Origin of the sequence: Microbacterium sp. ZW T6_19, from assembly GCF_044987465.1 — a bacterium.
GTDB lineage: Bacteria > Actinomycetota > Actinomycetes > Actinomycetales > Microbacteriaceae > Microbacterium > Microbacterium natoriense_A.
Genome location: NZ_JBJDRH010000017.1, coordinates 37755 through 60013, shown reverse-complemented (window position 1 = coordinate 60013; position 22259 = coordinate 37755). Strand labels below are relative to the sequence as shown.

Sequence of the window (22259 nt, the reverse complement as noted above, 5' to 3'; positions counted from 1 at the left end):
CGCCGCCCCCGCCCGAGAATCCACCGCCGAAGGATCCGCCGGAACTCGACGAGCTGCTGGCGGCCGTGTACGAGGTGGCCGCGCCGGACGACGACCGGAAGGCCGACAGCTGCGAATAGACGAACGGACGGCTCGGGTCGCCGATCCACCCCGCTCCGCGCCGTTCCTGTGCGTAGACGAACTCGAGCACCTCGCCCCACTCCTTCTCCATGCCGAACAGCATCGCGTAGGGGAGCAGGCGCTCGTACACCACGATCACGTTCGCGGATCCGTCCTGACGACGTTCGGCGCCGGTGTACGACTGCAGCATGCGCAGGCGGTCGGCCTCCGCGACGCGGATGAACTCCCGCACCCCCTGCAGATACTCGTAGGTGGCCGCGCCCGCCGGAGTCAGCACGACGTGCTTCGCGAAACTGTAGAAGCAGGAGAACCCGACGAGGAACAGTCCGAACACCGAGGCGACGAGACCGGGAATCGCCGATTCGCGTCCGCTGATCGCGCCGAAGATGCTGAGGCCGACACCGATCACGGCGATCGCGATGCCGATCGACTGCAGCACGACGGCGATTCGGCTGCGGGCCTTCGAGGTCAGGCCGCGTGCGCCGGCTGCGTCGACGCCGGCGGCTGTGACCAGGTTCATGCGGGCGGCGAAGGACTCGCTGGCCTCGGGAAGCTCGACCACGCCGTCGGCATCCGTTCCGAGGAACAGCGCATCGAGCGCGGTCACGTCGAGCTGATCGGGGATGCGGGCGCCGGGGAGCCGCCGCAGTCGGGGGCGGGGCGTGCTCTCCTCGATGCGCAGCGTGCCGCGGACAGCCAGGTGCACGATCTCCGCCGGCATCACGTCCTTCGGCCGGGGGATGACCGCGGCCGCCACCAGCGGGGGAAGTGAATCGGGCACGTCGTACTGTGCGACGATGATGCCCGTCGCCTTGCGCCGCGAACCCTTGAACACGGATACGGCGATCCAGCCTGCGAGCGATGCGGCGACTGCGCCGAGCGCGGCCAGGGCCGGGACGGTGTCGGTGACGGGATTGTCCATCCGGGCAGACGGCTGCGCGACCGTGCCGGATTCGAACCCGATCGCGACCGTGACGCCTTCGCCTGCTGCGAGTTCGGCCCCCTGTACGTGGAAGACCGATCCGTCGCGGGCGAGGTCGCATTCGGTCGTCGATCCCGCATACCCGGCGTAGCAGCGTGCGTTGCCGTTGAGCCCTGCGGCCAAAGCGTCGTCGAGCACGATCTCGGCGCTGAACCGGTCGATCGGCTGCGTGCTCTCGAGCGGCAGCAGGTCCCAGTAGAACTCGTCGACACCCTGGGGGCCCGATCTCGTCGAGGGGTCGGCGGCGAGGATCACGTCGCGCATCTCGTACTCGATCACGTAGGTGGTGAGTCCGTGCACGTACGAGTCGTCGCCGACGCTGATGTAGAGGACGCCGTCTTCCTGATCGGTGTCGTACGGCACGGCGGCACCGCCCTGATCGGTGACCGAGAGCACGTCGAGATGCAGAGACGACCCCTCGTAGCTGGTCGGCAACCCTCGCACGATCCCGCGGTTCTGATCGAAATCGGGGAACTGCGCCGCAAGAGTCTCGGTCACCCGCATGGTGGCCCTCCCCTCGGCGTCGACACCGAGTACGAAGCGTGCGTCCCAGGACGCGTAGGAGAAGTCGTCGACGTCCGCATCGACGTCGGAGGACGAACGGGCGGATGCCGCCGCGGAGGGCGCGGATGCCGAGGCGAACGCCGCTGCGGGCATCGACAGGCCCGCGACGGCGAGCGCGATCACGGCGGCGGCACGGAGGAAGCGGGATGCGGGCATGGTCAGAGGGTACCGAGCATCCGCGGCCGAATGAGCCGCCCTCGCCTCGGTAAACTGGATGAGACTTCCAAGGAGCCCCGCACATGACTGACGCGTCCGCCGCGCCCGAGCAGAACCCTGACGCCACCGAAGAGGACGTCCACGAGCAGAAGGCCGTTCGCCTCGCCAAGCGTGAGCGCCTGATCGCGAAGCGCGCGGATGCCGGGGGAGGCGCGTTCCCGGTGAGCGTGCCCGTGACGCACACGATTCCCGCACTGCGTGCCGAGTACGGCGAGCTCGAGGCGGGTGCGGAGACGGGCGTCGTCGTGGGTGTGGCCGGCCGTGTCGTGTTCAGCCGCAACACCGGCAAGCTCTGCTTCGCCACGCTGCAGGCCGGCGACGGCTCGCGCATCCAGGCGATGATCTCCCTCGCGAACGTCGGCGAGTCCTCGCTCGCCGACTGGAAGGAGTACGTCGACCTGGGCGACCACGTGTTCGTCCACGGCGAGGTCATCTCCAGCCGCCGCGGAGAGCTGTCGATCATGGCAGACGACTGGACCATCGCCTCGAAGGCGATCCTGCCGCTGCCGAACGCCTACGCCGAGCTGAGCGAGGAGGGTCGTGTCCGCAGCCGCTACCTCGACCTCATCGTGCGCGAGCAGGCCCGCACCACCGTGCGCGCCCGCGCCGCCGTGAACGCGAGCCTGCGTGCGACGTTCACGAGCCACGACTACCTCGAGGTGGAGACGCCGATGCTGCAGGTGCAGCACGGCGGAGCATCCGCTCGTCCCTTCATCACCCACTCGAACGCCTTCGACACCGAGCTGTTCCTGCGCATCGCGCCCGAGCTGTACCTGAAGCGCGCCGTCGTCGGCGGCATCGAGCGGGTCTACGAGATCAACCGCAATTTCCGCAACGAGGGCGCCGACTCCACGCACAGCCCCGAGTTCGCGATGCTCGAGGCGTATCAGGCGTACGGCGACTACAACCAGATGGCGGCGCTCACGCAGGAGCTCGTGCAGAACGCGGCAGTGGCGGTGTCAGGTTCCACGACCGTGACCTGGGCCGACGGCACCGAGTACGACCTCGGCGGCGAGTGGGACCGTGTCTCGATGTACGAGTCGCTCTCGGCCGCGGCCGGTCGCGAATTCACCCCGCAGGATCCGGTCGAAGATCTCATCGTGTTCGCCGAGGCGAACGGCGTCGACCTTCCGCCGCAGGCCACCCACGGCAAGCTCATCGAGGAGCTGTGGGAGCACTTCGTGAAGGGCGACCTCGTGCGTCCGACCTTCGTTATGGACTTCCCCGTCGACACCTCTCCGCTCGTGCGCGAGCACCGTTCGGTCGAGGGCGTCGTGGAGAAGTGGGACCTGTACATCCGCGGCTTCGAGCTCGCCACCGGATACTCCGAGCTGGTCGACCCGGTGATCCAGCGCGAGCGCTTCGTGGAGCAGGCCAAGCTCGCGGCGCGCGGCGACGTCGAGGCGATGCCGGTGGACGAAGAGTTCCTGCGTGCTCTCGAGCACGCGATGCCGCCATCCGGGGGCATGGGCATGGGCATCGATCGGCTGCTCATGGCGATCACCGGCCTCGGCATCCGCGAGACGATCCTCTTCCCGCTCGTCAAGTAGTTCACGCCGCGTCTCGCGGTCCGCGCCGGAACGCCCACTCGGGCAGCATCCCGGCGCCGACTATCGTGCCCAGCAGCTCGGCCAGGCCGTACTCCGGGTCGATCTCGCGCACGAGCTGCAGGTAGTGCTCCGCGTGCGTCGCGTGCCCGAGAGCCCATGACAGCCACGCCGCGATCGTCAGTGGGGCGGGGCGCAGCCCGCGGGGCGCGCGGGCTGCAGCGAGCCTCGCCACGGTGAGCGCGTGCCGAAGCCGGTCGACATCGGGGGAGGGGCCGTGCCCGAGGAAGACGTCGCCCAGGTCGTCGGGGATCGCTGAGCCCGTGTCGGCGAACGCGTACTGCGCCTCGAGCGTGCGGACGCCGTCGTCGAAGGACGTCGCCCATTGCACGAGCGCGACGTCCCGCAGGAGCGGCCGGTCGAGACACCACAGCAGGGCGGCCGTGGCGAACGGCGGCTGCTCGTCGGGCGAGTCCAGCAGGGTCTCGAAGAACTCGGGGATGTCTTCGAGCATGACGAGCGCCGCGATCGCCAGCGGGTTCTCCGAGCCGTCGAGACGACTGTGCGCCTCGCGATCGAGCATCGCGCCGATGTCACGCAGCGCTCGCCCGACGTGCTCCTTCTCGACGAGATCGGCTACCGGCAGCTCGGCGCCGGCATGCTGGTCGCCCGCGAGCGGGTCCGATGCGGGAAGCGCGGCGAGCTCCGGGTCGTCTTCCAGATAGCTCGACCAGCCGGCCGGCGTCACGCACAGGGCGTCGACGATGCGCAGCCCTGCGTCTTCGGCGCACCCGAGCAGTTCATCGACCTGCACGATCAGCGGCAGCACGAGACCGTCGGGGGTGCGGCACGGGGTGTCGTCGCAGTACACGACGATCGCGACGGCATCCGCCCCCTCGACCTTCGCGATGAAGCCGATGGCCGCATTCGCATAGTCTTCGGGCGAGACGTCGTCGCGCGGCAGATCCAGACGCATGGCGCCGTGCGCCCGAGACCCGTGAAAGGGGAGCAGGACGAGGCTCTGCGAAGGGGCGAAGCCGGCGAGGGCGGGTACCAGGCCGAGGAACTCGGCGGAGTCGGATGCTCGGAGAAGTGTGGTCATTCCGAGAGTGTGCGAGATCCGGGATCGCCGTGGGGCCCTTCCACAGACGGAACCGTGCAAAGGCGGGGAAGCGCCGAATGTGCAGGAAGAGTGGCTCGCGTACCATGGAGGCATGGAGAACTTCTGGCTCACGGCTGCCTGGTCGATCCTGCCGACCCTCGCCGTGTGCACGGTCTTCTACTTCGTGATCCGCAGCATCCTTCGCTTCGACCGCACCGAGCGGCGCGTGCACGCCAAGATCGAGGCCGAGGAGCGCGCTGCTCGAGGTCTGCCTCCGCGCGCCTGAGCGAGGTCGCCGGCATCGGTTACTGTTAGCGAGAGCGCAGGATTCTGCGCTCGCCGCGACGATCCTCGCGGCACCGACTCGCTGAGAGGCTCCGCCGATGAGTGCCGATGCGTGGGGACTGTGGCTCGCCGCGGTCCTCGTCGTGATCGACATCTCGATCCGCATCACGGCGATCATCGTGATCCCGCGCAATCGTCGTCCGACGGCCGCGATGGCGTGGCTGCTCGCCGTGTTCTTCATCCCCTACATCGGCGTCTTCCTTTTCCTCCTGATCGGAAACCCGCGTCTGCCGCGCGCGCGCCGGCGCAAGCAGGACCAGATCAACGAGTACATCCACGAGACCAGCGAGCAGCTGCACTTCGGCACGCTTCGCCCCGACGCGCCGAACTGGTTCCCGCCGTTGGTCGAGATGAACCAGCGCCTCGGCGCTCTGCCGATCTCGGGCGACAACGGCGCGCACCTGATCGCCGACTACCAGGAGTCGCTCGACGCGATGGCCGAGGAGATCCGCAAGGCCACCGAGTACGTCCACGTCGAGTTCTACATCCTGCAGGCCGACGCCGCGACCGACAACTTCTTCCGCGCCCTCGAAGAGGTCTCCGCGCGGGGAGTGACCGTCCGGGTGCTGCTCGACCACTGGGCGAACCGCTGGAAGCCCCGCTACCGGGCGACGGTCAGGCGCCTGAACGGCATGGGCGCGGACTGGCACCTGATGCTGCCCGTGCAGCCTCTGAAGGGGCGGATGCAGCGCCCCGATCTGCGCAATCACCGCAAGCTCCTCGTGGTCGACGGCAAGGTCGCGTTCCTCGGCTCGCAGAACGTCACCGACTCCACCTACAACCTGCCGAAGAACATCAAGCGCGGCCTGCACTGGGTCGATCTGATGGTGCACATCGACGGGCCGGTCGTGCTCAGCATCAACGCGATCTTCGTGGCCGACTGGTACAGCGAGACCGACGACATCCTCGAGGAGATCGACATCACCTCGGCGCAGCCGGGCACGGGAGATCTCGACTGCCAGGTCGTGCCCTCCGGCCCTGGCTTCGAGGTCGAGAACAACCTGCGGCTCTTCCTCGGTCTTCTGTACGCGGCCAAAGAGAAGATCATGATCGTCAGCCCGTACTTCGTTCCAGACGAGGCACTGCTACTCGCCGTGACCGCGGCGGTCGATCGTGGCGTCGACGTCGAGCTGTTCGTCTCGGAAGAGGGCGATCAGGCGATGGTCTACCACGCTCAGCGCAGCTACTACGAGGTGCTGCTCAAGGCCGGTGTGCGCATCTGGATGTACCGGAAGCCGTACATCCTGCACACCAAGAGCCTCACGATCGACGACGAGGTGGCCGTGATCGGCTCGAGCAACATGGACATGCGCTCGTTCGGTCTGAACCTCGAGGTGTCGATGCTCGTGCGCGGTGAGGAGTTCGTCTCGGAGATGCGCGAGGTCGAGGCCCGGTACCGGGCGCTCAGCCGTGAGCTCACACTCGAGGAGTGGATGCAGCAGCCGTTGCGCTCGACCGTCCTCGACAACCTCGCCCGGCTCACGTCCGCCCTGCAGTAGCGGCTGTTCCGAGGGCTGGGTACCGTGGGGGCATGACCTCCCCCACGCGTCTGCTCCCCGTTCTCTCCGCGCTCGCCGGCGTCCTGCTGATCGCCGGATGCGCCTCGTCGAGCCCCGGGTCCACCACCCCGAGCAGCTCACCTGCTCCCTCGTCGAGCTCGTCCGGCGGCGACGACGCCGACCTCGACGGCACACTGCTCGACGACGGACGGATGTTCGCGGTCATCACCCAGGGATCGTCGTCGCTGGCGTGCACTCCCCAGATCACCCAGGTCACGGCGAAAGGCCAGGTGGTCGACGTGACCGTCGAGGACAAGACCGACCCCGCCGTGATGTGCACCGCCGACTACGCGCCGCGGGCCAGCATCGGGGCGCTCCCGGAGGGCGTCGACCCGACGAAGGAGATCACGCTGAACGTCACCTACGGCGAGGTCGTCGACGACGTCGATCTCGACGGCGACCCCGCGTTCACGGGGAAGCCCGGTTCATCGACCGACTACCTGCCCAGCGCCGGATGGATCGACGACGGTTCGCTCGTGCTGCTCACCTGGGGTTCGTCCACCTGCCCGCCGGTGGTTGAGTCGGTGGAGGGCGCGGGAGCGACAGGGACGGCGACCTTCGTCACCGATGACGGCGAGGTGTGCACCATGGACATGGCGCCGCGCGGGACGATCATCGCCTTCGCCGATGATCAGGTCGACGACGACGACGGCTTCACGCTGACGCTGGTCGGCGGCGGCCTCGACGGGACTGTCGACGTTCGCGGCTGAGGTCACAGCCGATCGGTCGGATGCCCGGCCGGAAGCGCGAGCAGCAGCGCTCCGGCATCCACCCGGCAGACCATGCGCACGGCCTCGCCGAACTCGTCGCCGTCGATCTGCACGGGAGTCGGCGCCGTGGCGGCGGCTTCGGCGGCTTCGCCGCGGAAATAGTGCACGGCCGCGTTCCGGCGATGGTGCTCGAGGGCCTTGCGCCCCACCTTGCTGCGGCGGAGCACGGAGTTGTCCCACCAGATCTTGCGCCACACGTTCAACCAGCCGAAGACGCCCGTGGGCTGGATGACCGCGATGTCGAGGGTGCCGTCGGCGATCGACGCCTCGGGTACCAGTTCGATGCCGGCGGGCAGCGTGCCGCAGTTGGCGAAGAGGATGCTGTGCACCTTCGCCGAATGCAGCCGCTCCTCGTCGACCTGGTACACGGCGCGGAAGGCCTGAGCCTTCGCGAGCGAGCGTGCGGCGCCATCGACGTAGGCGATCCAGCCGACCGTCTTCTTGAGATCGGAGCGCGTGTTCGCGATCATGTCGGCATCCAGCCCGATGCCGGCCAGCACGACGAAGGCGTGGGTCGACTTCTCACCGCCCAGCCTCGTGATCTCGGCCCAGCCGACGTCGATCGCTTGCCGGTTGTCGCCGAGAGCCGCGCGGATCATGGCTTCGGGTTCGGCGAGGGGAAGGCCGAGGTTTCGCGCGAGAAGGTTGCCGGTGCCGCTGGGGATGATGGCGAGAGGTACATCGGTCCCGGCCATCGCCTCCGACACCGCGCGTACCGTGCCGTCGCCGCCCGCGACGAGGACGACGGCGACGCCCCGTTCCAGAGCATCTCGGGTGAGACCCTGACCCGCGTCGGCCACGGTCGTCGGATAAAAGGCCGGATGCTCCCATCCCGCATCCCTCGACAGGGAGACCACCTGGGCGCGCAGGCGCTTCGCGTCGACCTTGAGCGGGTTGTAGACGAGAGCTGCCTGCGGTCGGGCCCCGGGGTAGGTCGTCATGGCGCTACTCTAATCCGGACGGAGGGCGGCGCCCCGACCTCGTGCGGGAGGGCATGTGAGCGACACGCAGGATCCGCGATCTCTGCTCGAGGCGATGGTGTCAGAAGACCCGCAGCGCCTGCGACGCCGCAGCATCTCCCTGGGCGTGGACCTCGACGATGCGGACGACGTCGCGCAGACCGCGCTGCTGAGAGCCTGGCGCTCGCTCGAGAGGCTCGAGATGCCAGAGCAGGGGGCCATGTGCTCCTGGCTCGACACGATCGCTCGGAACGTCGCGATCGACCTGGCCCGACGACGAGCCAGGCGCCCGGTCGGTGAGCTCGACCCGCAACAGGCGAGCGGCACACGCGTCGCCGAGCAGGTCGAGGTGCGGGTGATCCTCGATGGGGCGCTCGCCGCGGTGCGATCGCTGCCGGAGGCGCTGCGGGAGCCGCTGCTGCTCACCGTGGTCGACGGCCTCACGACGGCACAGGTCGCCGAGCGGCTGGGCATCGAGCCGGCAACCGCTCGGCAACGGATCTCGCGGGCGCGCAAGGCCATGAGCGCTTGCCGGAGATCAGGTATGGACGCGGACTGAGGGACCGGTCACGACCGGCCCCTCAACCCGCCTCAGGCCGTGCCGAAGGGATTGTCGACTGCATAGCGCCAGCCGTGCTCTTCGCTGTAGACGGCGACGTCGGCGGTCGTTCCCGCGAGCGAGATCTCGGAGCCGTCGGGTCCCGTGCCCGTGATCGTCCAGTCGGCGATCGCGAGCCCGACGCCCTCGGATTCGAACGTCTGGCGCACGGTCATCGTGATCGGCAGGTTCAGCCCCAGGAACTGCTCGAGCGCGCCGCGGACGCCGGCTTCGCCGGTGACGGGCTGACCCGGTGCGGGCACGAACACGACATCGGGTCGATTCAGTGCCATGAGGCCGTCGAGATCGCGCGCGTTGAAACGCGCGGCGAAGGCGAGGTTGAGCTGGTCGAGGGCGGTGACGGGAGTGGTCACGATGGATCCTTTCGCGGGGGATCGGCGCAGTGCCGACCTCTGCAGGGAAAGACGACGTCCGCCGTGGTTTGTGACGGACGGGGAGCATCGGAGTGCACACGTAGAATCGGAGGATGATCGACCTCGCTCTGCTTCGCGACAATCCCGAGATCGTCCGCCGCTCCCAGGCCGCCCGCGGAAACGACGTGGCGACCGTCGATGCGGCCCTCGAGGCCGACCGATCGCGCCGGGCGGCGCTCGCCGCGTTCGAAGAGCTGCGGGCCGAGCAGAACCTCTTCGGCAAGCAGGTCGCCAAGGCTCCGAAAGAGGAGAAGGCCGCCCTCGTCGCGCAGGCGAAGGATCTCGCAGACCGCGTCAAGCAGGCGCAGCAGACCGCGAACGAAGCCTCGGATGCTGCATCCGCCGCTCTCGCGCTGATCGAGAACGTCGTGATCGACGGCGTGCCGGCCGGCGGTGAAGCCGACTTCGTCGAGCTGCGACGGGTCGGCGACGTGCCCGCGTTCGGCTTCGAGCCTCGCGACCACCTCGAGATCGGCGAGATCCTCGGGGCGATCGACATGGAGCGCGGGGCGAAGGTGTCCGGAGCGCGCTTCTACTTCCTGAAGGGCATCGGCGCCCGCCTCGAGATCGCGCTGATGAACCTCGCGCTCGACAAGGCTCTGCAGAACGGCTTCACGCCGATGATCGTCCCGACTCTCGTGCGGCCCGAGATCATGCAGGGCACCGGGTTCCTCGGCGAGCACGCCGACGAGGTCTACCACCTCGACAAGGAGGATCTCTACCTCGTGGGCACGAGCGAGGTCCCGCTCGCCGGGTACCACAAGGACGAGATCGTCGACCTGTCGACGGGTGCCCTGCGGTACGCCGGCTGGTCGACCTGCTACCGCAGCGAGGCCGGATCGCACGGCAAGGACACCCGCGGGATCATCCGCGTGCATCAGTTCAACAAGCTCGAGATGTTCGTCTACACGAATCCCGAGGATGCCGAGGCCGAGCACCTTCGGCTGGTCGCCCTGCAGGAGGAGATGCTCACCTCTCTCGGTCTCGCCTACCGCGTGATCGACGTCGCCGCGGGCGATCTGGGTTCGAGCGCCGCGCGCAAGTACGACATCGAGGCGTGGGTGCCCACTCAGGGCGCGTTCCGCGAGCTCACCTCGACCTCGAACTGCACGACCTACCAGGCGCGCCGCCTCGAGACGCGCTATCGCCCCGATGACGGCGGCAAGACGCAGCCGGTCGCGACGCTGAACGGCACCCTCGCGACCACGCGGTGGATCGTGGCGCTCCTCGAGACACACCAGCAGGCCGACGGATCGGTCCGCGTGCCCGAGGTGCTCAGGCCCTACCTGGGCGGCATGGACGTGCTGGAGCCGACCCTTCGACAGGCTCAGGGACCCAAATGACCGACGCTTCGGCAGGCTCAGGGAATCCGTGGCTCATCGCCCTCGACGTCGACGGCACGATCCTGCTCCAGGACGAGACGATGAGCCCCGGTGTGCCCGAGGCGGTGGCCCGCCTTCGCGACGGCGGTCACCAGGTCACGATCGCGACCGGACGCAGCTGGATGGCCACGCAGCGGTGGGTCGAGGAGCTCGGTCTCGCACCGGAATTCGTGGTGTGCTCGAACGGCGCCGTGATCATGCGACTGGTTCAGGGCGAGTGGGTGCGCTGGAACGTCGAGACCTTCGATCCCTCGCCCGTGCTCGAGCTGCTCCGCGAGCGCCTGCCCGACGCGCGGTACATGGTCGAGCTCGGCTCCGGGCAGCGCCTGTACACGCAGCAGCTCGACGACTGGACTCTCGACGGCGGTCGTCAGGTGTCCTTCGACGAGCTCGCCGACGAACCCGTGTCGCGCATCGTGGTGGTCTCGCCGGGCCACGACGAGGAGGACTTCCACCGCTTGGTGGCGGATGCCGGACTCAACGAGGTCTCGTACGCGATCGGCTGGACGGCGTGGCTGGACATCGCGCCGAACGGCGTCGACAAGGGCACGGCGCTGGAACGCGTACGCACCGAGCTCGATGTCGACGGCGAGCGGGTGCTCGTCGCAGGAGACGGACGCAACGACATCGGGATGTTCGGCTGGTCCCGTTCGCTGGGCGGCCGCGCGGTGGCGATGGGGCAGGCTCCTGCGGAGGTGAAGGATGCTGCGGGTGAGGTGACGGACGACGTGCTCGACGGAGGTCTCGCGCGCGTCCTCAACACGCTTCCAGCGCCCGCCCAGGTCAGCGCGGGAGAATAGAACTCGGCTAGACTCACGGCTTGTCGGCAGATTCGTCTGTCGGGAGGGTTGTCCGAGCGGCCGATGGAGCTGGTCTTGAAAACCAGTGGGCAGAAATGTCTCAAGAGTTCGAATCTCTTACCCTCCGCTTCATGAGGGTGCGTCGCCGGGGAGGGAGGCGCATCACCGAGAACCGAAAGGCCCCGAGTGAGTCAGAACACCCGACGCCGCCGTACCATCGCGCGGCACGGCCAGCTGCGCACGCCGGGTCCGGTCAGTCAGCTCCTCAAGTTCATCGCGATCGGCCTCTCGGTCGTCCTGGTCAGCGGTGCAGCCGTCGTCGGTTACATCGTCTACGACTTCACGAGCACGGTGACCGCGAACGCCGTCGAGATCGAGGGCCAGAAGGAGCTCCCGCCGGACATCAGCGAGTACAAGGGCGGCTTCAACATGGTGCTCGCCGGCGTCGACACCTGTGAAGACGCGTACAAGCAGTACTTCGGCGCGCGTTGCACGGGCAAGGACTCGGAGGGCACCCTCAACGACGTCAACCTGCTCGTGCACGTCTCCGACGCGCCCCGCCGGATCACCGTGGTCAGCTTCCCGCGCGACCTGATGCTCCCGATCCCCGAATGCACCGACGCCGAGGGCGAGAGGCACTCGGCGATGAGCAAGCAGCCGCTCAACACCTCGTACACCGACGGAGGGCTCAACTGCGTCGTCCAGACGCTCGCGAAGCTCACCGGCCAGGAGATCCAGTTCGCGGCATCCGTCACCTTCGGCGGCGTGATCGAGATCACGAATGCGATCGGCGGCGTCGACGTGTGCCTCGCGAACCCGATCAAGGACAAGTACACGGGCCTCGACCTGCCCGCCGGCAACAAGACCCTGCAGGGCCTCGAGGCGCTGCAGTTCCTCCGTACCCGCCACGGCGTAGGCGACGGCAGCGACCTCGGTCGCATCGGCAACCAGCAGCAGTACATGTCGAACCTCGCCAAGAAGCTGATCAGCAGCGACACGCTCGGCAACGTGCCGGTCATGCTGAAGCTCGCGACGACCGCGATCGACAACCTCGAGACCAGCACGTCGCTGGCCGACCCGATGAAGATCGTGCAGATCGGCCTCGCCGTGAAGTCGGTGCCCTTCGAGGACATCGTGTTCCTGCAGTACCCGACGGCCACCGACCCCGACAACCCCAACAAGGTCGTGCCGAGCAAGGCGGCGGCGCAGGAGATGTGGGACGCGATCAACGCGAACGCCCAGCTGCAGATCACCTACGAGAACACCAAGAACGACGGCGTCGTCGTCACCGATCCGGGAACCACGGCGCCCACCGAGCCGACCGATCCGGCTGCCACGCCTGACCCGGCGGCGACCCCCGACAACGTGGTGGCGCTGCCCGACACCATCAAGGGCACGTCGGCCGCGCAGACCACCTGCTCGAACGGCAACGTCCGCTGACCGTAGAGCGGATGCCGTGGCATCCGCTCTACGGCGTCCGGCTGTCGCGCCGCGGCTGATTCGGTCGAACGAGCCGGGGGCGTGATCGATGCGTGCGCGACTCAGCCGCGCCGCGGGGCCAGCGCGTCGATGAGCCGTTCGACGATGTCGGCCATGTCGACGGTGGGATCGATCATCCACTGCAGCTGCAGGCCGTCGGCCACCGCCTGGAGGACGCGGGCCATTGTGTCGGGGTCGAGCGCGGGCTCACGCGTGGAGTCGCGGTGGAGTCCTGCCGCGACGGCCTCGCGCAGCCGCTCGCTGCGCTCGAGGAAGTACGAGTGCGCCGGATGCTCGGGATCGACGGCGTCGACTGCGAGGCGCGAGAACAGTTCGACGAGACCCGGAACCTCGGCGTTGTGCCTGATGACGTCGATCAGCCCCTCGCGCGGATCAGCGAGGTCGGCGAGACGAGGGTCCATCCCGTCGTGCTCGTCGCGTTTGCGCAGCACCTCGGTGAACAGCTCCTCCTTGCTGCCGAAATAGTGCAGCAGAGCAGCGGGCGTCACTCCGACCATGTGGGCGATCTGCTTGAGGGAGGCGTTCTGGTAGCCGTCGCGCCCGATGACCTCGAGTGCACTCTCGAGGATCTCCTCGCGCCGCGCGACGCCTTTCGCATACGAACCGCGCTGTGCCATGTCTTCAGAGTAATACTGAACATCGTTTGGAATCTAATACTTACCGTCGTATAGTTTTCGCAGGACATTGCCGTCAGCGCGAAAGGGACACCTGTGAGCACCGCATCCGATCTCACCCTCGAAGAGAAGGCCTCGCTCACCAGCGGCGCCGATTTCTGGACGACCAAAGCCGTCGATCGCGCGGGCATCCCGTCGATCATGATGACCGACGGCCCGCACGGGCTCCGCAAGCAGGCAGGCGGAACCGACCACCTGGGCCTCGCCAGCAGCGTGCCCGCGACCTGCTTCCCGCCGGCAGTGGGCATCGGCTCGTCATGGGATCCCGAGCTCATCGAACGCGTCGGCGCCGCGATCGGAGTCGAGGCCGCGATCGAAGACGTCGCCGTCGTGCTCGGCCCGGGCATCAACATCAAGCGATCGCCGCTGTGCGGTCGCAACTTCGAGTACTTCTCGGAGGATCCGATCGTCTCGGGCGTGCTGGGCGCAGCCTCGGTCCGCGGCGTGCAGTCGCAGGGCGTCGGCACCTCGCTCAAGCACTTCGCCGCCAACAACCAGGAGTTCGACCGGATGCGCGCGAGCTCCGACGTCGACCCTCGACCGCTGCGCGAGATCTACCTGCGCGGATTCGAGCGCGTCGTGAAGGACGCCGCACCCTGGACGGTCATGTGCTCGTACAACCGTCTCAACGGCGTGTGGACCTCGGAGGACCCGTGGCTGCTCACGAGCGTGCTGCGCGACGAATGGGGCTTCGACGGGCTCGTCGTCTCGGACTGGGGCGCCGTGAACGATCGGGTGGCCGGCGTCGCCGCGGGACTCGATCTCGAGATGCCGGCCACGGGCGGACGGACGGATGCTCAGCTCGTCGCCGCGGTGCGCGAGGGGCGCCTCGATGAGAGCGTTCTCGACACCGCGGCTTCCCGTGCGATCGATCTCGTCCGAAAGGCGGGAGAGCGTCCGGGGGTCGAGGGGCCGCTCGATGTCGACGCGCACCACGCCCTCGCGCGAGAGGCCGCCGGTCGTTCGATCGTGCTGCTGAAGAACGAGGGGTCGATCCTGCCGCTCGCGCCCGGCCAGAAGATCGCCGTGATCGGCGCCTTCGCCGCCGAGCCCCGCTTCCAGGGCGCCGGTTCCTCGCTGATCAACCCGACCCGGGTGGATGCCGCCGTCGACGCGCTGCGCGCCATCGCGGGCGACGACATCTCCTTCGCGCCGGGCTTCGGGGTCGAGGGCGGAGTCGTCGCGGCATCCGGTCGCCCTGCCGACGAACTGCGCGCCGAGGCCGTCGAGACCGCGGCCGCCGCAGAGATCGCGGTCGTGTTCCTGGGGCTGCCTGCGGCCGAGGAGTCCGAGGGCTTCGACCGCGACCACATCGATCTGCCACCCGTGCAGCTCGAGCTTCTCGACGCCGTGATCGAGGCGAACCCGCGCACCGTCGTCGTGCTGTCGAACGGCGGTGTCGTCGCCCTGCCGTTCGGCGATCGCGTGCCCGCGATCATCGAGAGCTGGCTGCTCGGCCAGGCGGGCGGCAGCGCCGTCGCCGACGTGCTCTACGGTGCGGTCAACCCCTCGGGCAAGCTCACCGAGACCGTCCCGGCGCGGCTCGAGGACAACCCCTCATACGGCAACTTCCCCGGCGAGTTCGGGCACGTCCGCTACGGCGAGGGTCTGCTGGTCGGATATCGCTGGTACGACGCCAAGGGGCTCGAGGTGACCTTCCCGTTCGGGTTCGGCCTCTCGTACACGACCTTCGCCTATGGACCGGCGACGGCTTCGGTGACCGACGACGGCGACATCGCGGTCTCCTTCGATCTGAGCAACACGGGCGATCGTGACGGACGTGAGGTCGTGCAGGTGTACGCGTCGCTCGCCGGCTCTGTCGTTCGGCGCGCGCCGCGCGAGCTCAAGGCGTTCGCGTCGGTCGCCCTCGCTGCGGGGGAGACCCGCGCGGTCGAGCTCGTCATCCGCCGTGAGGATCTCGCGTATTGGGACGTCAGAGTCGACCGCTACGTCGTCGAGGGCGGCGAGTACACGCTCGATGTCGCGGCGTCGAGCCGCGACATCCGCTCGGCCGTCACGATCGCGATCTCGGGCGACGAAGTTCATCTGCCGCTCGACATGAACTCGTCGATCGGCGACGTCATGGCGAATCCTGTGGCCGGGCCGGTCATGCAGGGCGCGCTCTCCGGTTTCATGGGCGACCTGGACGGCGTCGACGCGGCGGCCGCCTCGATGATGCCGAACGACGACGCGATGCAGAAGATGATGGCGTCGTTCCCGATCGGGCGCCTCGTCGGCTTCCCCGGGGTTCCCGTCACCCACGAGCAGATCGAGCAGCTCCTCGCCGCGGCGAACGCGGGAGTCTCCGCGCCGATTCCCGGTCGCTAGGCTTCGGCACCCGCTCGCTGAGCGAGTGAAGCGAGACGAAACGCGTGCCTCCCGCAGCCGACTGCAGGAGGCACGCGTTTCGTCTCGTCGCCGGCGCTCCTCGCTCGACGACCGGCCGGGGAGTGCGGCGCTCCTCGTTCAGTGCGTGCCGGGGTCGGTCGTCAGTTTCCCGAGGAGGCGTTCGAGCTCGCGGATGTCATCCAACGACCAGTCCTTGATGCGTCCGAAGAACTCGACGCCGCGCTCTTCCAGCGTGCGTGCAATCCGCGCCTCCCCCAGATCTGTGAGCTGGACGATCACTCCGCGACGATCCTGCGGGTCCGGGGCGTTGGCGACCAACCCGAGACCCCGCATCTTGGTGAGCAGCGTGCTCGTGGAGCTTCGATCCATCCCCACCGACTCGGCGATCACGCTGGGCCGTGCGGGGCCGAAGGCGTGCAGCCACCGCGCGATGTGGAAGGCGGCCGGCTGAAGCCCCTCGTGGAACTGGGCGGCGCTGCGCTCGCTCAAACCCCGCGTCGCGCTCAGGAGGGCATTGATCCGCTCGCCCAGGGCCAGCTCCACGGCAGACCGCGCCTGCTCGGTTGTTTGCATATCCAAACGATAGCATCTACAGTGATGGACATTTGCAAATCACTTCCGAAGGATGCGATGTCGAATCAGAGCAGCTCCATGTCCCCACCCGTCATCGTCCTCACCGGCGCCACGAGCGGCCTCGGACAACTCGTCGCCCTGCGCCTCGCGGAGCAGGGGGCGCACCTCGTCCTCCCCGCTCGCAACGCCCAGAGGGCAGCCGAAACCGCATCGCTCATCAGGCGAGTCGCACCGACCGCCACGGTCGAGACGCCCATCGCGGATCTCTCCCGCATGGACGAGGTCCGCAGGCTGGGCCGGGAGATCGCCGACGCCCACGCCCAGGTCGACGTTCTCGTCAACAACGCCGGACTCCATGCCTTCGAAGCGCGCACCACCGTTGACGGCTACTCCGAGATGATCGCCGTCAATTATCTCGCCCCCTGGCTGCTCACCCACGAACTCCGGCCAGCACTCGAAGCCGCGCCCTCCGCGCGAGTCGTCACGGTCGCCTCCGAGGCCTCACGCCGACACGGCACGCTCCGCCTGCCGGAGGACCTCACCGGCACCCCCGCTTTCCGCGCTCGCGGGTCCTCCGTGCTCTACGGCAAGAGCAAGCTCCTCGACATCATGTTCACGAAAGAGCTAGCCCGGCGAAACGCCACCACGAACGTCACCGCGCTCTGCCTCGATCCCGGCTTCAACGTCACCGGCCTCGGACGAGAAGTCCGAGGCGCCGCCATCATCGAACGGATCCTCAGATCTCTCCGCATCGGCGACCCCGACCGGGGCGCCGGACTCATCGTCCGACTCGCCACGCACCCCGACTACCGAACCCGAAACGGCGAGTACTGGACGGTCCGCGGCCCCCGTGCGATCGAGCCCGCAGCTCCCGGAGACGACCCGGCGACCCAGAAGGAACTGTGGCGGTACACCGAAGACCTACTCCTCAACTGAACGTGAACGGTTCGCGACGGGCTTCGGCAGGAGGTTTCGTTCCGCGATGAACAGCACGATGAGCAGGCCCACGACGCTCGCCAACGCCGAGAGAGCGGGGAGCATGCTGATCACCGGCGCCAGCACGAGGAAGATCGCGGCGATCGTGAGGCGTACGGCGTTCCACGTGCCGAGCAGCCGTCGCGCGAATGCTGCGGCTCCCACGAGGTAGCACGCGGTTCCTCCCGCGAGCGAGGCGGCTCCGAAGAACCCGAGACTCTCGGTGGATTCGATGTGTGCCATCGCGACCTCGAGGCCGAGCGCGGCGAGAACGATCCCGCCGACCAGCAGCAGGTGGAGGTAGGTGTACGCGCCGGTCGCAGCGCGCCCCCGGGCTGAGGCGTGGATGGCCTGGAGCGCGTGCTCGGCCTCGCCTGCCAGCCGAGTGAAATAGGCCCACCACAGCGCGATGCAGATGAGCATCGACAAGACCACACCGCTGAGTATTCCGACGCTGATCGGCTCAGTCGCAGCCCCGGCGCCGATACCGAGGATGGACTCACCGAGGGCGAGGATCACGATCAGTCCATGCCGCTCGGTGAAATGAGCGGTGGAGCGCACCGGCCAGGCGATGCCGATGCTCGTGCGGTAGGACACGATGGGCTCGATCGCGACTGCGGCGATCGAGCACCAGATCTGCCACGGGCCGCCGAGCAGAGCACCGACGACGAGGAGTGCTCCGGACGGAACGACGGAGAGGGCGACGGTGATCAGCGTGCGTCGACGGAGTGCAGGGTCCGCGAGCCACACGAAGACGATCGCATGAGCGACCCGGGCGACGAGATAGGCGCCGACGAACACGAGGGGACCGGACAGACCGCCTGGCAGATCGTCGTAGGCCTCCATGACGACGAGGCCGGCGACGAACATCGCGGTCATGCCGATGATCATCGCCACACGCACGACGCCGTGGTCTGCGTGGGCGACGTTGGTGAGCCATCCGTAAGCGGTCCAGGCCCACCACAGCAGCGCGAGGACGACCATCGCCTGCAGGATGCCGAGGGCATCATGCTGCTGCGCCATCAGGCGACTGAGCTGAGTGAACGCGAACACGAACGCAAGGTCGAAGAAGAGCTCCAGCGTGGTGACGCGATGGCCTTCGCGACTGGCGACCGCTCGGATCAGCGATCCGCCTGAGCCGAACGTGCGATCCTTCATGGCCCGACCCGCACCTTGCCGCGGACGCTCACAGTGCGTACCCTCCTGAAGCCTGGATGTCCTGGCCGGTGATCCACCCCGAGTCATCGGAGACGAGGAACGCGATGACCTTCCCGACATCGGCCGGCTCGCCGATGCGGCCGAAGGCGGTCTTCGCTGCGAGCCCTTCGATCACCTCCGGGAACCGCTCGAAGGCGTTGTCGCCCAGACGGGTCCGGGTGGGGCCGGGGGCGATGGAGTTCACGCGGATCGACCGGCCGGCGAGCTCCTTGGCGAGGAAGCGGGTGGCGATGACCAAGCCGCCCTTCATCGCGGCGTACCCGGAGTAACCGGGCTCCGTGTCACCGGGCCGCACGGAGCTGCTGGAGGTGTTCACGATCGCACCCCCGTCATCGATCAGAGGCAGGAGGGCCTGGGTGAGGAAGTACGGACCGCGCAGGAGCACCCGGTAATAGGCGTCGAACGCGTCCTCGGTCATCTCCTCGAAGCTCATGCCGCCACCGAAACCCGCGTTGTTCACCAGTGCGTGAACGCGATCCGCGCCCCACTCGCTCCTCAGCACGCGGGCGAGTGCATTCGCGAAGTCGGGAAAGGTGTCGGAGCGGCTGATGTCGAGCGGCAGCGCGACGGCGGTGCCGCCGTTCCCCCGGATCTCCTCGACAGTCCTCTCGGCCCCCTCGGGGCGTGCGTTGTACGTGGTGACGACGCCCATTCCGCGGGCGGCGATCTCGATGGCGGCGCCGCGTCCGATGCCGGAGCGCGCTCCGGTGACGACGACGATCTTCTGGTCAGGTGTCTTTTCGCTCATGCTTCAACACAACCGTCAGCCGCACGCGACGAGTTAGGGGAATCCCGTCGACTCCTTGCACAAAGCTGCCGTGCTCGACAGAAATGGATGCCTTCCACGAGGGTTGATGCTTCACTCTTCACATGTCCTTCGACGAGTTCCGCGCCCTCGTGGCGCGACATGCACCGGGTGGTATCAGTTCGACGACCATCCCCGGCGTGCTCGTGTCGCGGATGGACGATGGCGGTTCGCAGGACGAGTCCACGACGGGCACGATCCTCGCCATCGTCGCTCAGGGCACCAAGCGACTCTCGGTGGGAGGAACGGTCCACGACTACGGGGCGGGACAGTACCTGGTCGCATCCGTGGATCTCCCGGTCTCCGGGCACTTCACTGATGCCACTCCCGAGCACCCGGCGCTGGGATTCGGTCTGGAGCTGCGTCCGGAGGCGATCGCCGAGCTGATGCTCACCGCCGCTGCGGCAGAGTTCCCCCGACCGTCGAGGGGCGAGTCGTCGCCGCCGGCGATCGCGGTCGGCGACACCTCACCGCGGCTGCTCGACGCCACCGTCCGCATGCTGCGGCTGCTCGACCACCCCCGAGACATTCCGGTGCTCGCGCCGATGATCGAGAGGGAGATCCTCTGGCTGATCATGTCGGGCGATCAGGGCGCGACCGTGCGTCAGCTCGGGCTCGCCGACAGCAGCCTCAGTCGCGTCCGCCACGTCGTTCGCTGGATACGGGAGCACTTCGCCGAGGCGCTTCGCGTCGACGACCTCGCCGACCTCGCGAGGATGAGCCCTTCGGCGTTCCATCGTGCGTTCCACGCGGTCACGTCGATGAGCCCCATCCAGTACCAGAAGAGCATCCGGTTGCAGGAGGCCCGACTGCGCCTGATCGCCAGCCCCGGTGACATCGGCGCGACCGCGTATGCGGTCGGCTACGAGAGCCCGTCGCAGTTCAGCCGCGAGTACCGACGGGAGTTCGGGGCGTCGCCCAGCGAGGATGCCGTCTCGCTCCGGGCCTCATCAGGGCTCTAGCTCCGAGTGGCCGACTGCGACGCCCGTCGAGAGTTGCCGACGATCGGAGCGGCGAGGTCCGCGCGCGGACTCAGACCCGGGTGAGGCGCACGGCCATGAACTGCCGGCCGGGGAGCTCGACCCGGGCGGATCCGGCCGGGTAGGCGCCCGGCATCCGCTCCACCGTCATGTTCCACGTGTCGATCAGGTCGATCGTCCACTCGCCCTCCTCGAGCATGACGTTGCGGAAGCGCGGCCGGTTGAAGCCGAAGTAGCCGATCTTCACCCGGCCGGCGACGCCGCCCCACGGCACGTCCCAGTCGCCGGGCAGCGGATCCCAGACACCATCGGGAGCCTCGGCGAGCAACTGCTCGAGGAAGCGGATGCGGTCGGGCGACGAGCCGTGCAGCACCCCTCCCTTCGACCACCACAGCACCTCGTCGTCGAGCCCGAGCGCCGACGGCAGGTAGGTCTCGCCGTGGCCGACGTAGCCGCCGCGCACCGCCCCCTCCCAGAAGCGCCGCACCATCTCCTCCCCGGTGATGTTGCCCCAGCCCTGGTCGATGTCGCCCTCGTAGGCGCACTCGTCGATCACGACGGGCTTGCCCCAGCGCTCGCGCCACTCGTCGGTGTTCTCGGCGGTGCGGTACACGTCGACGCGCTGCACGCTCACATGGGTGATCCACGGCATCGAGTAGTCGTAGAACGGGCGGCAGTTGTGGATCGAGTTCAGATGCCCGAACGGATCCTCCGCGCCGACGATCGCGGCCAGGCGTTCCCAGTCGGCGGTGTCCTTCGCCCACAGCAGGTCGTACTCGTTCGCCATCGACCACCACACGTTCGCGAACCCGCTCAGCCGCCGCACGACGTAGCGCAGGTAGCGGTCGTCGACGGCCGGACCGAGGTCGGCGAAGCCCCAGCGGTCGTACGCGTGGAACAGGATGAGGTCGGCCTGGATGCCGAGCTCGGCCAGCTGCACGATGCGCTGCTCCAGACGGCGGAAGTGGGCGGGGTCGAACTGCTCCAGGTCGAAGCCGTCATCGAGTGAGCCGACGAACGGGAAGTCGGCCGGCTCGTTCGCGTTGTACAGATACGACTTCGGGAACACGCACATGCGCATCTTCGTGAACGGCGCCTCGGCGAGCGTCGCCAGCGTCTGCTCCTGCAGCTCTTCGGGCTGGTGCGTCCACGCGTAGGCGGTGGTGCCGAGCGGCCGGTGCCTCGTGCCGTCGGCGTGCCGGAAGTGGAAGCCGTCGACGCGCACCGGTCCGTGCGCGCCCTCGGCAGGAGACCCGACCGTGACGCATCCAGTCAGACCGTCGAGCGAGCGGGCGGTCGAGCGGGTGACGAAGCTCCACTCGCCCTCCACATCCGCCAGCGCCCGGATGATGTAGACGCCGTCGCCGTCGTAGAACCCGCCGACCCGCACATCCTGGCCGGCGCGGGTGAACACCGCCTCGAGCTCGACGTCGACGAACGGGTTGCCGTGCGAGGGTCCGTCGATACGGATCTCGAGTGGAGCCCACTGCGTGACCGTCTCCGGCACCGACAGCGCCGCCGAGCCGCGCGCGACGTCGTCGGCCTCGTACGCCGGATCGGGCGCGATCGCCGGCGCGTACGGAGGCCGCTGCACCTCGTCGCCGATCTCGGCGAGCTCGGCCCACAGCCGCTCGCGCGCCTCCGGCGTCTCGAGCGAGGGCACGAGGGCGATGAGCGATCCGAGGCGCCCGTCGCGGAACTGCACGGCCATGGGCGATGCGGCGAAGCCGGGCATCAGCCGTTCGAGCACGGCGCGGGCCGCGGGGTTGTCGAGGGCTTCTCCGAAGGTGGAGCGGCGGTCGAACAT

Annotated in this window: 20 protein-coding genes and 1 tRNA gene; 12 read left to right on the top strand and 9 right to left on the bottom strand. The window is 68.3% G+C overall.

Features of this window, described 5'->3' with window-relative positions; all coding sequences use genetic code 11:
• Window positions 1-1822: DUF2207 domain-containing protein (locus ACI3KT_RS18145; RefSeq protein ID WP_404905826.1), on the bottom strand; the 1822-nt coding region annotated here is incomplete at its 3' end.
• Window positions 1823-1905: 83 nt separating this feature from the next.
• Here ACI3KT_RS18145 and lysS point away from each other — a divergent pair.
• Window positions 1906-3432: a lysine--tRNA ligase gene (lysS, locus tag ACI3KT_RS18140; protein WP_404905825.1), complete on the top strand. Its 1527-nt coding sequence runs from the start codon at window positions 1906-1908 to the stop codon at window positions 3430-3432.
• A 1-nt stretch (window position 3433) separates the two neighbouring features.
• Here lysS and ACI3KT_RS18135 read toward each other — a convergent pair whose 3' ends face one another.
• Entirely contained in the window at window positions 3434-4531 is a 1098-nt protein-coding gene (locus ACI3KT_RS18135) for a DUF4192 family protein (protein ID WP_404905824.1), read from the bottom strand.
• A gap of 112 nt (window positions 4532-4643) precedes the next feature.
• Between ACI3KT_RS18135 and ACI3KT_RS18130 the strand changes: the two genes are divergently transcribed.
• The 3 genes from ACI3KT_RS18130 (at window position 4644) to ACI3KT_RS18120 (ending at window position 7145) form a co-directional block, all read left to right on the top strand.
• Window positions 4644-4817 carry a hypothetical protein gene (locus tag ACI3KT_RS18130; protein WP_292907379.1) on the top strand — a complete coding sequence of 58 codons (174 nt, stop codon included), beginning with the start codon at window positions 4644-4646 and terminating at the stop codon, window positions 4815-4817.
• 97 nt (window positions 4818-4914) lie between these two features.
• Window positions 4915-6375 (top strand): cardiolipin synthase, encoded by a 1461-nt coding sequence (gene cls / locus ACI3KT_RS18125; RefSeq protein ID WP_292907377.1) that lies wholly within the window; start codon window positions 4915-4917, stop codon window positions 6373-6375.
• Between the two features lie 32 nt (window positions 6376-6407).
• The gene (locus ACI3KT_RS18120) at window positions 6408-7145 is read left to right on the top strand and encodes a hypothetical protein (RefSeq protein ID WP_404905823.1); all 738 of its coding nucleotides are present in this window, start codon (window positions 6408-6410) and stop codon (window positions 7143-7145) included.
• 2 nt (window positions 7146-7147) lie between these two features.
• On the opposite strand, the gene ACI3KT_RS18115 is transcribed toward ACI3KT_RS18120, so the two are convergent.
• Window positions 7148-8146 carry a diacylglycerol kinase family protein gene (locus tag ACI3KT_RS18115; RefSeq protein WP_292907373.1) on the bottom strand — a complete coding sequence of 333 codons (999 nt, stop codon included), beginning with the start codon at window positions 8144-8146 and terminating at the stop codon, window positions 7148-7150.
• A 55-nt stretch (window positions 8147-8201) separates the two neighbouring features.
• On the opposite strand from ACI3KT_RS18115, the gene ACI3KT_RS18110 reads away from it, so the two are divergent.
• Window positions 8202-8723, top strand: a complete 522-nt coding sequence (locus ACI3KT_RS18110) for an RNA polymerase sigma factor (protein ID WP_404905822.1) — start codon at window positions 8202-8204, stop codon at window positions 8721-8723.
• A gap of 32 nt (window positions 8724-8755) precedes the next feature.
• Here ACI3KT_RS18110 and ACI3KT_RS18105 read toward each other — a convergent pair whose 3' ends face one another.
• Window positions 8756-9136: a nuclear transport factor 2 family protein gene (locus ACI3KT_RS18105; RefSeq protein ID WP_307294424.1), complete on the bottom strand. Its 381-nt coding sequence runs from the start codon at window positions 9134-9136 to the stop codon at window positions 8756-8758.
• A 113-nt stretch (window positions 9137-9249) separates the two neighbouring features.
• Here ACI3KT_RS18105 and serS point away from each other — a divergent pair, with 113 nt between their 5' ends.
• The 4 genes from serS (at window position 9250) to ACI3KT_RS18085 (ending at window position 12818) form a co-directional block, all read left to right on the top strand.
• Window positions 9250-10539 carry a serine--tRNA ligase gene (gene serS, locus ACI3KT_RS18100; protein ID WP_404905821.1) on the top strand — a complete coding sequence of 430 codons (1290 nt, stop codon included), beginning with the start codon at window positions 9250-9252 and terminating at the stop codon, window positions 10537-10539.
• The gene (locus tag ACI3KT_RS18095) at window positions 10536-11378 is read left to right on the top strand and encodes an HAD family hydrolase (protein WP_404905820.1); all 843 of its coding nucleotides are present in this window, start codon (window positions 10536-10538) and stop codon (window positions 11376-11378) included. The genes serS and ACI3KT_RS18095 overlap by 4 nt, the downstream gene beginning before the upstream one ends.
• A 42-nt stretch (window positions 11379-11420) precedes the next feature.
• Window positions 11421-11505: transfer RNA gene (locus ACI3KT_RS18090), tRNA-Ser, on the top strand.
• Between the two features lie 59 nt (window positions 11506-11564).
• Window positions 11565-12818: an LCP family protein gene (locus ACI3KT_RS18085; RefSeq protein ID WP_292907363.1), complete on the top strand. Its 1254-nt coding sequence runs from the start codon at window positions 11565-11567 to the stop codon at window positions 12816-12818.
• A 101-nt stretch (window positions 12819-12919) separates the two neighbouring features.
• Here ACI3KT_RS18085 and ACI3KT_RS18080 read toward each other — a convergent pair whose 3' ends face one another.
• Window positions 12920-13495, bottom strand: a complete 576-nt coding sequence (locus ACI3KT_RS18080; protein ID WP_404905819.1) for a TetR/AcrR family transcriptional regulator — start codon at window positions 13493-13495, stop codon at window positions 12920-12922.
• 93 nt (window positions 13496-13588) lie between these two features.
• Here ACI3KT_RS18080 and ACI3KT_RS18075 point away from each other — a divergent pair, with 93 nt between their 5' ends.
• Window positions 13589-15880 carry a glycoside hydrolase family 3 C-terminal domain-containing protein gene (locus ACI3KT_RS18075; RefSeq protein WP_404905818.1) on the top strand — a complete coding sequence of 764 codons (2292 nt, stop codon included), beginning with the start codon at window positions 13589-13591 and terminating at the stop codon, window positions 15878-15880.
• A gap of 138 nt (window positions 15881-16018) precedes the next feature.
• Here ACI3KT_RS18075 and ACI3KT_RS18070 read toward each other — a convergent pair whose 3' ends face one another.
• On the bottom strand, window positions 16019-16474 hold the full coding sequence (locus ACI3KT_RS18070) for a MarR family winged helix-turn-helix transcriptional regulator (RefSeq protein WP_404905817.1): 456 nt from the start codon (window positions 16472-16474) through the stop codon (window positions 16019-16021).
• A gap of 78 nt (window positions 16475-16552) precedes the next feature.
• Between ACI3KT_RS18070 and ACI3KT_RS18065 the strand changes: the two genes are divergently transcribed.
• Entirely contained in the window at window positions 16553-17410 is an 858-nt protein-coding gene (locus ACI3KT_RS18065) for an SDR family NAD(P)-dependent oxidoreductase (protein WP_404905816.1), read from the top strand.
• On the opposite strand, the gene ACI3KT_RS18060 is transcribed toward ACI3KT_RS18065, so the two are convergent.
• Window positions 17396-18607 carry a low temperature requirement protein A gene (locus ACI3KT_RS18060; RefSeq protein WP_404905815.1) on the bottom strand — a complete coding sequence of 404 codons (1212 nt, stop codon included), beginning with the start codon at window positions 18605-18607 and terminating at the stop codon, window positions 17396-17398. The two genes, ACI3KT_RS18065 and ACI3KT_RS18060, sit on opposite strands and share 15 nt — an antisense overlap.
• A 28-nt stretch (window positions 18608-18635) precedes the next feature.
• Window positions 18636-19415 carry an SDR family NAD(P)-dependent oxidoreductase gene (locus ACI3KT_RS18055; RefSeq protein WP_404905814.1) on the bottom strand — a complete coding sequence of 260 codons (780 nt, stop codon included), beginning with the start codon at window positions 19413-19415 and terminating at the stop codon, window positions 18636-18638.
• A 122-nt stretch (window positions 19416-19537) separates the two neighbouring features.
• Here ACI3KT_RS18055 and ACI3KT_RS18050 point away from each other — a divergent pair, with 122 nt between their 5' ends.
• Window positions 19538-20434, top strand: coding sequence for an AraC family transcriptional regulator (locus tag ACI3KT_RS18050; protein WP_307294447.1), 897 nt, complete (start codon window positions 19538-19540; stop codon window positions 20432-20434).
• A 70-nt stretch (window positions 20435-20504) separates the two neighbouring features.
• Here ACI3KT_RS18050 and ACI3KT_RS18045 read toward each other — a convergent pair whose 3' ends face one another.
• Entirely contained in the window at window positions 20505-22259 is a 1755-nt protein-coding gene (locus ACI3KT_RS18045) for a DUF5605 domain-containing protein (RefSeq protein ID WP_404905813.1), read from the bottom strand.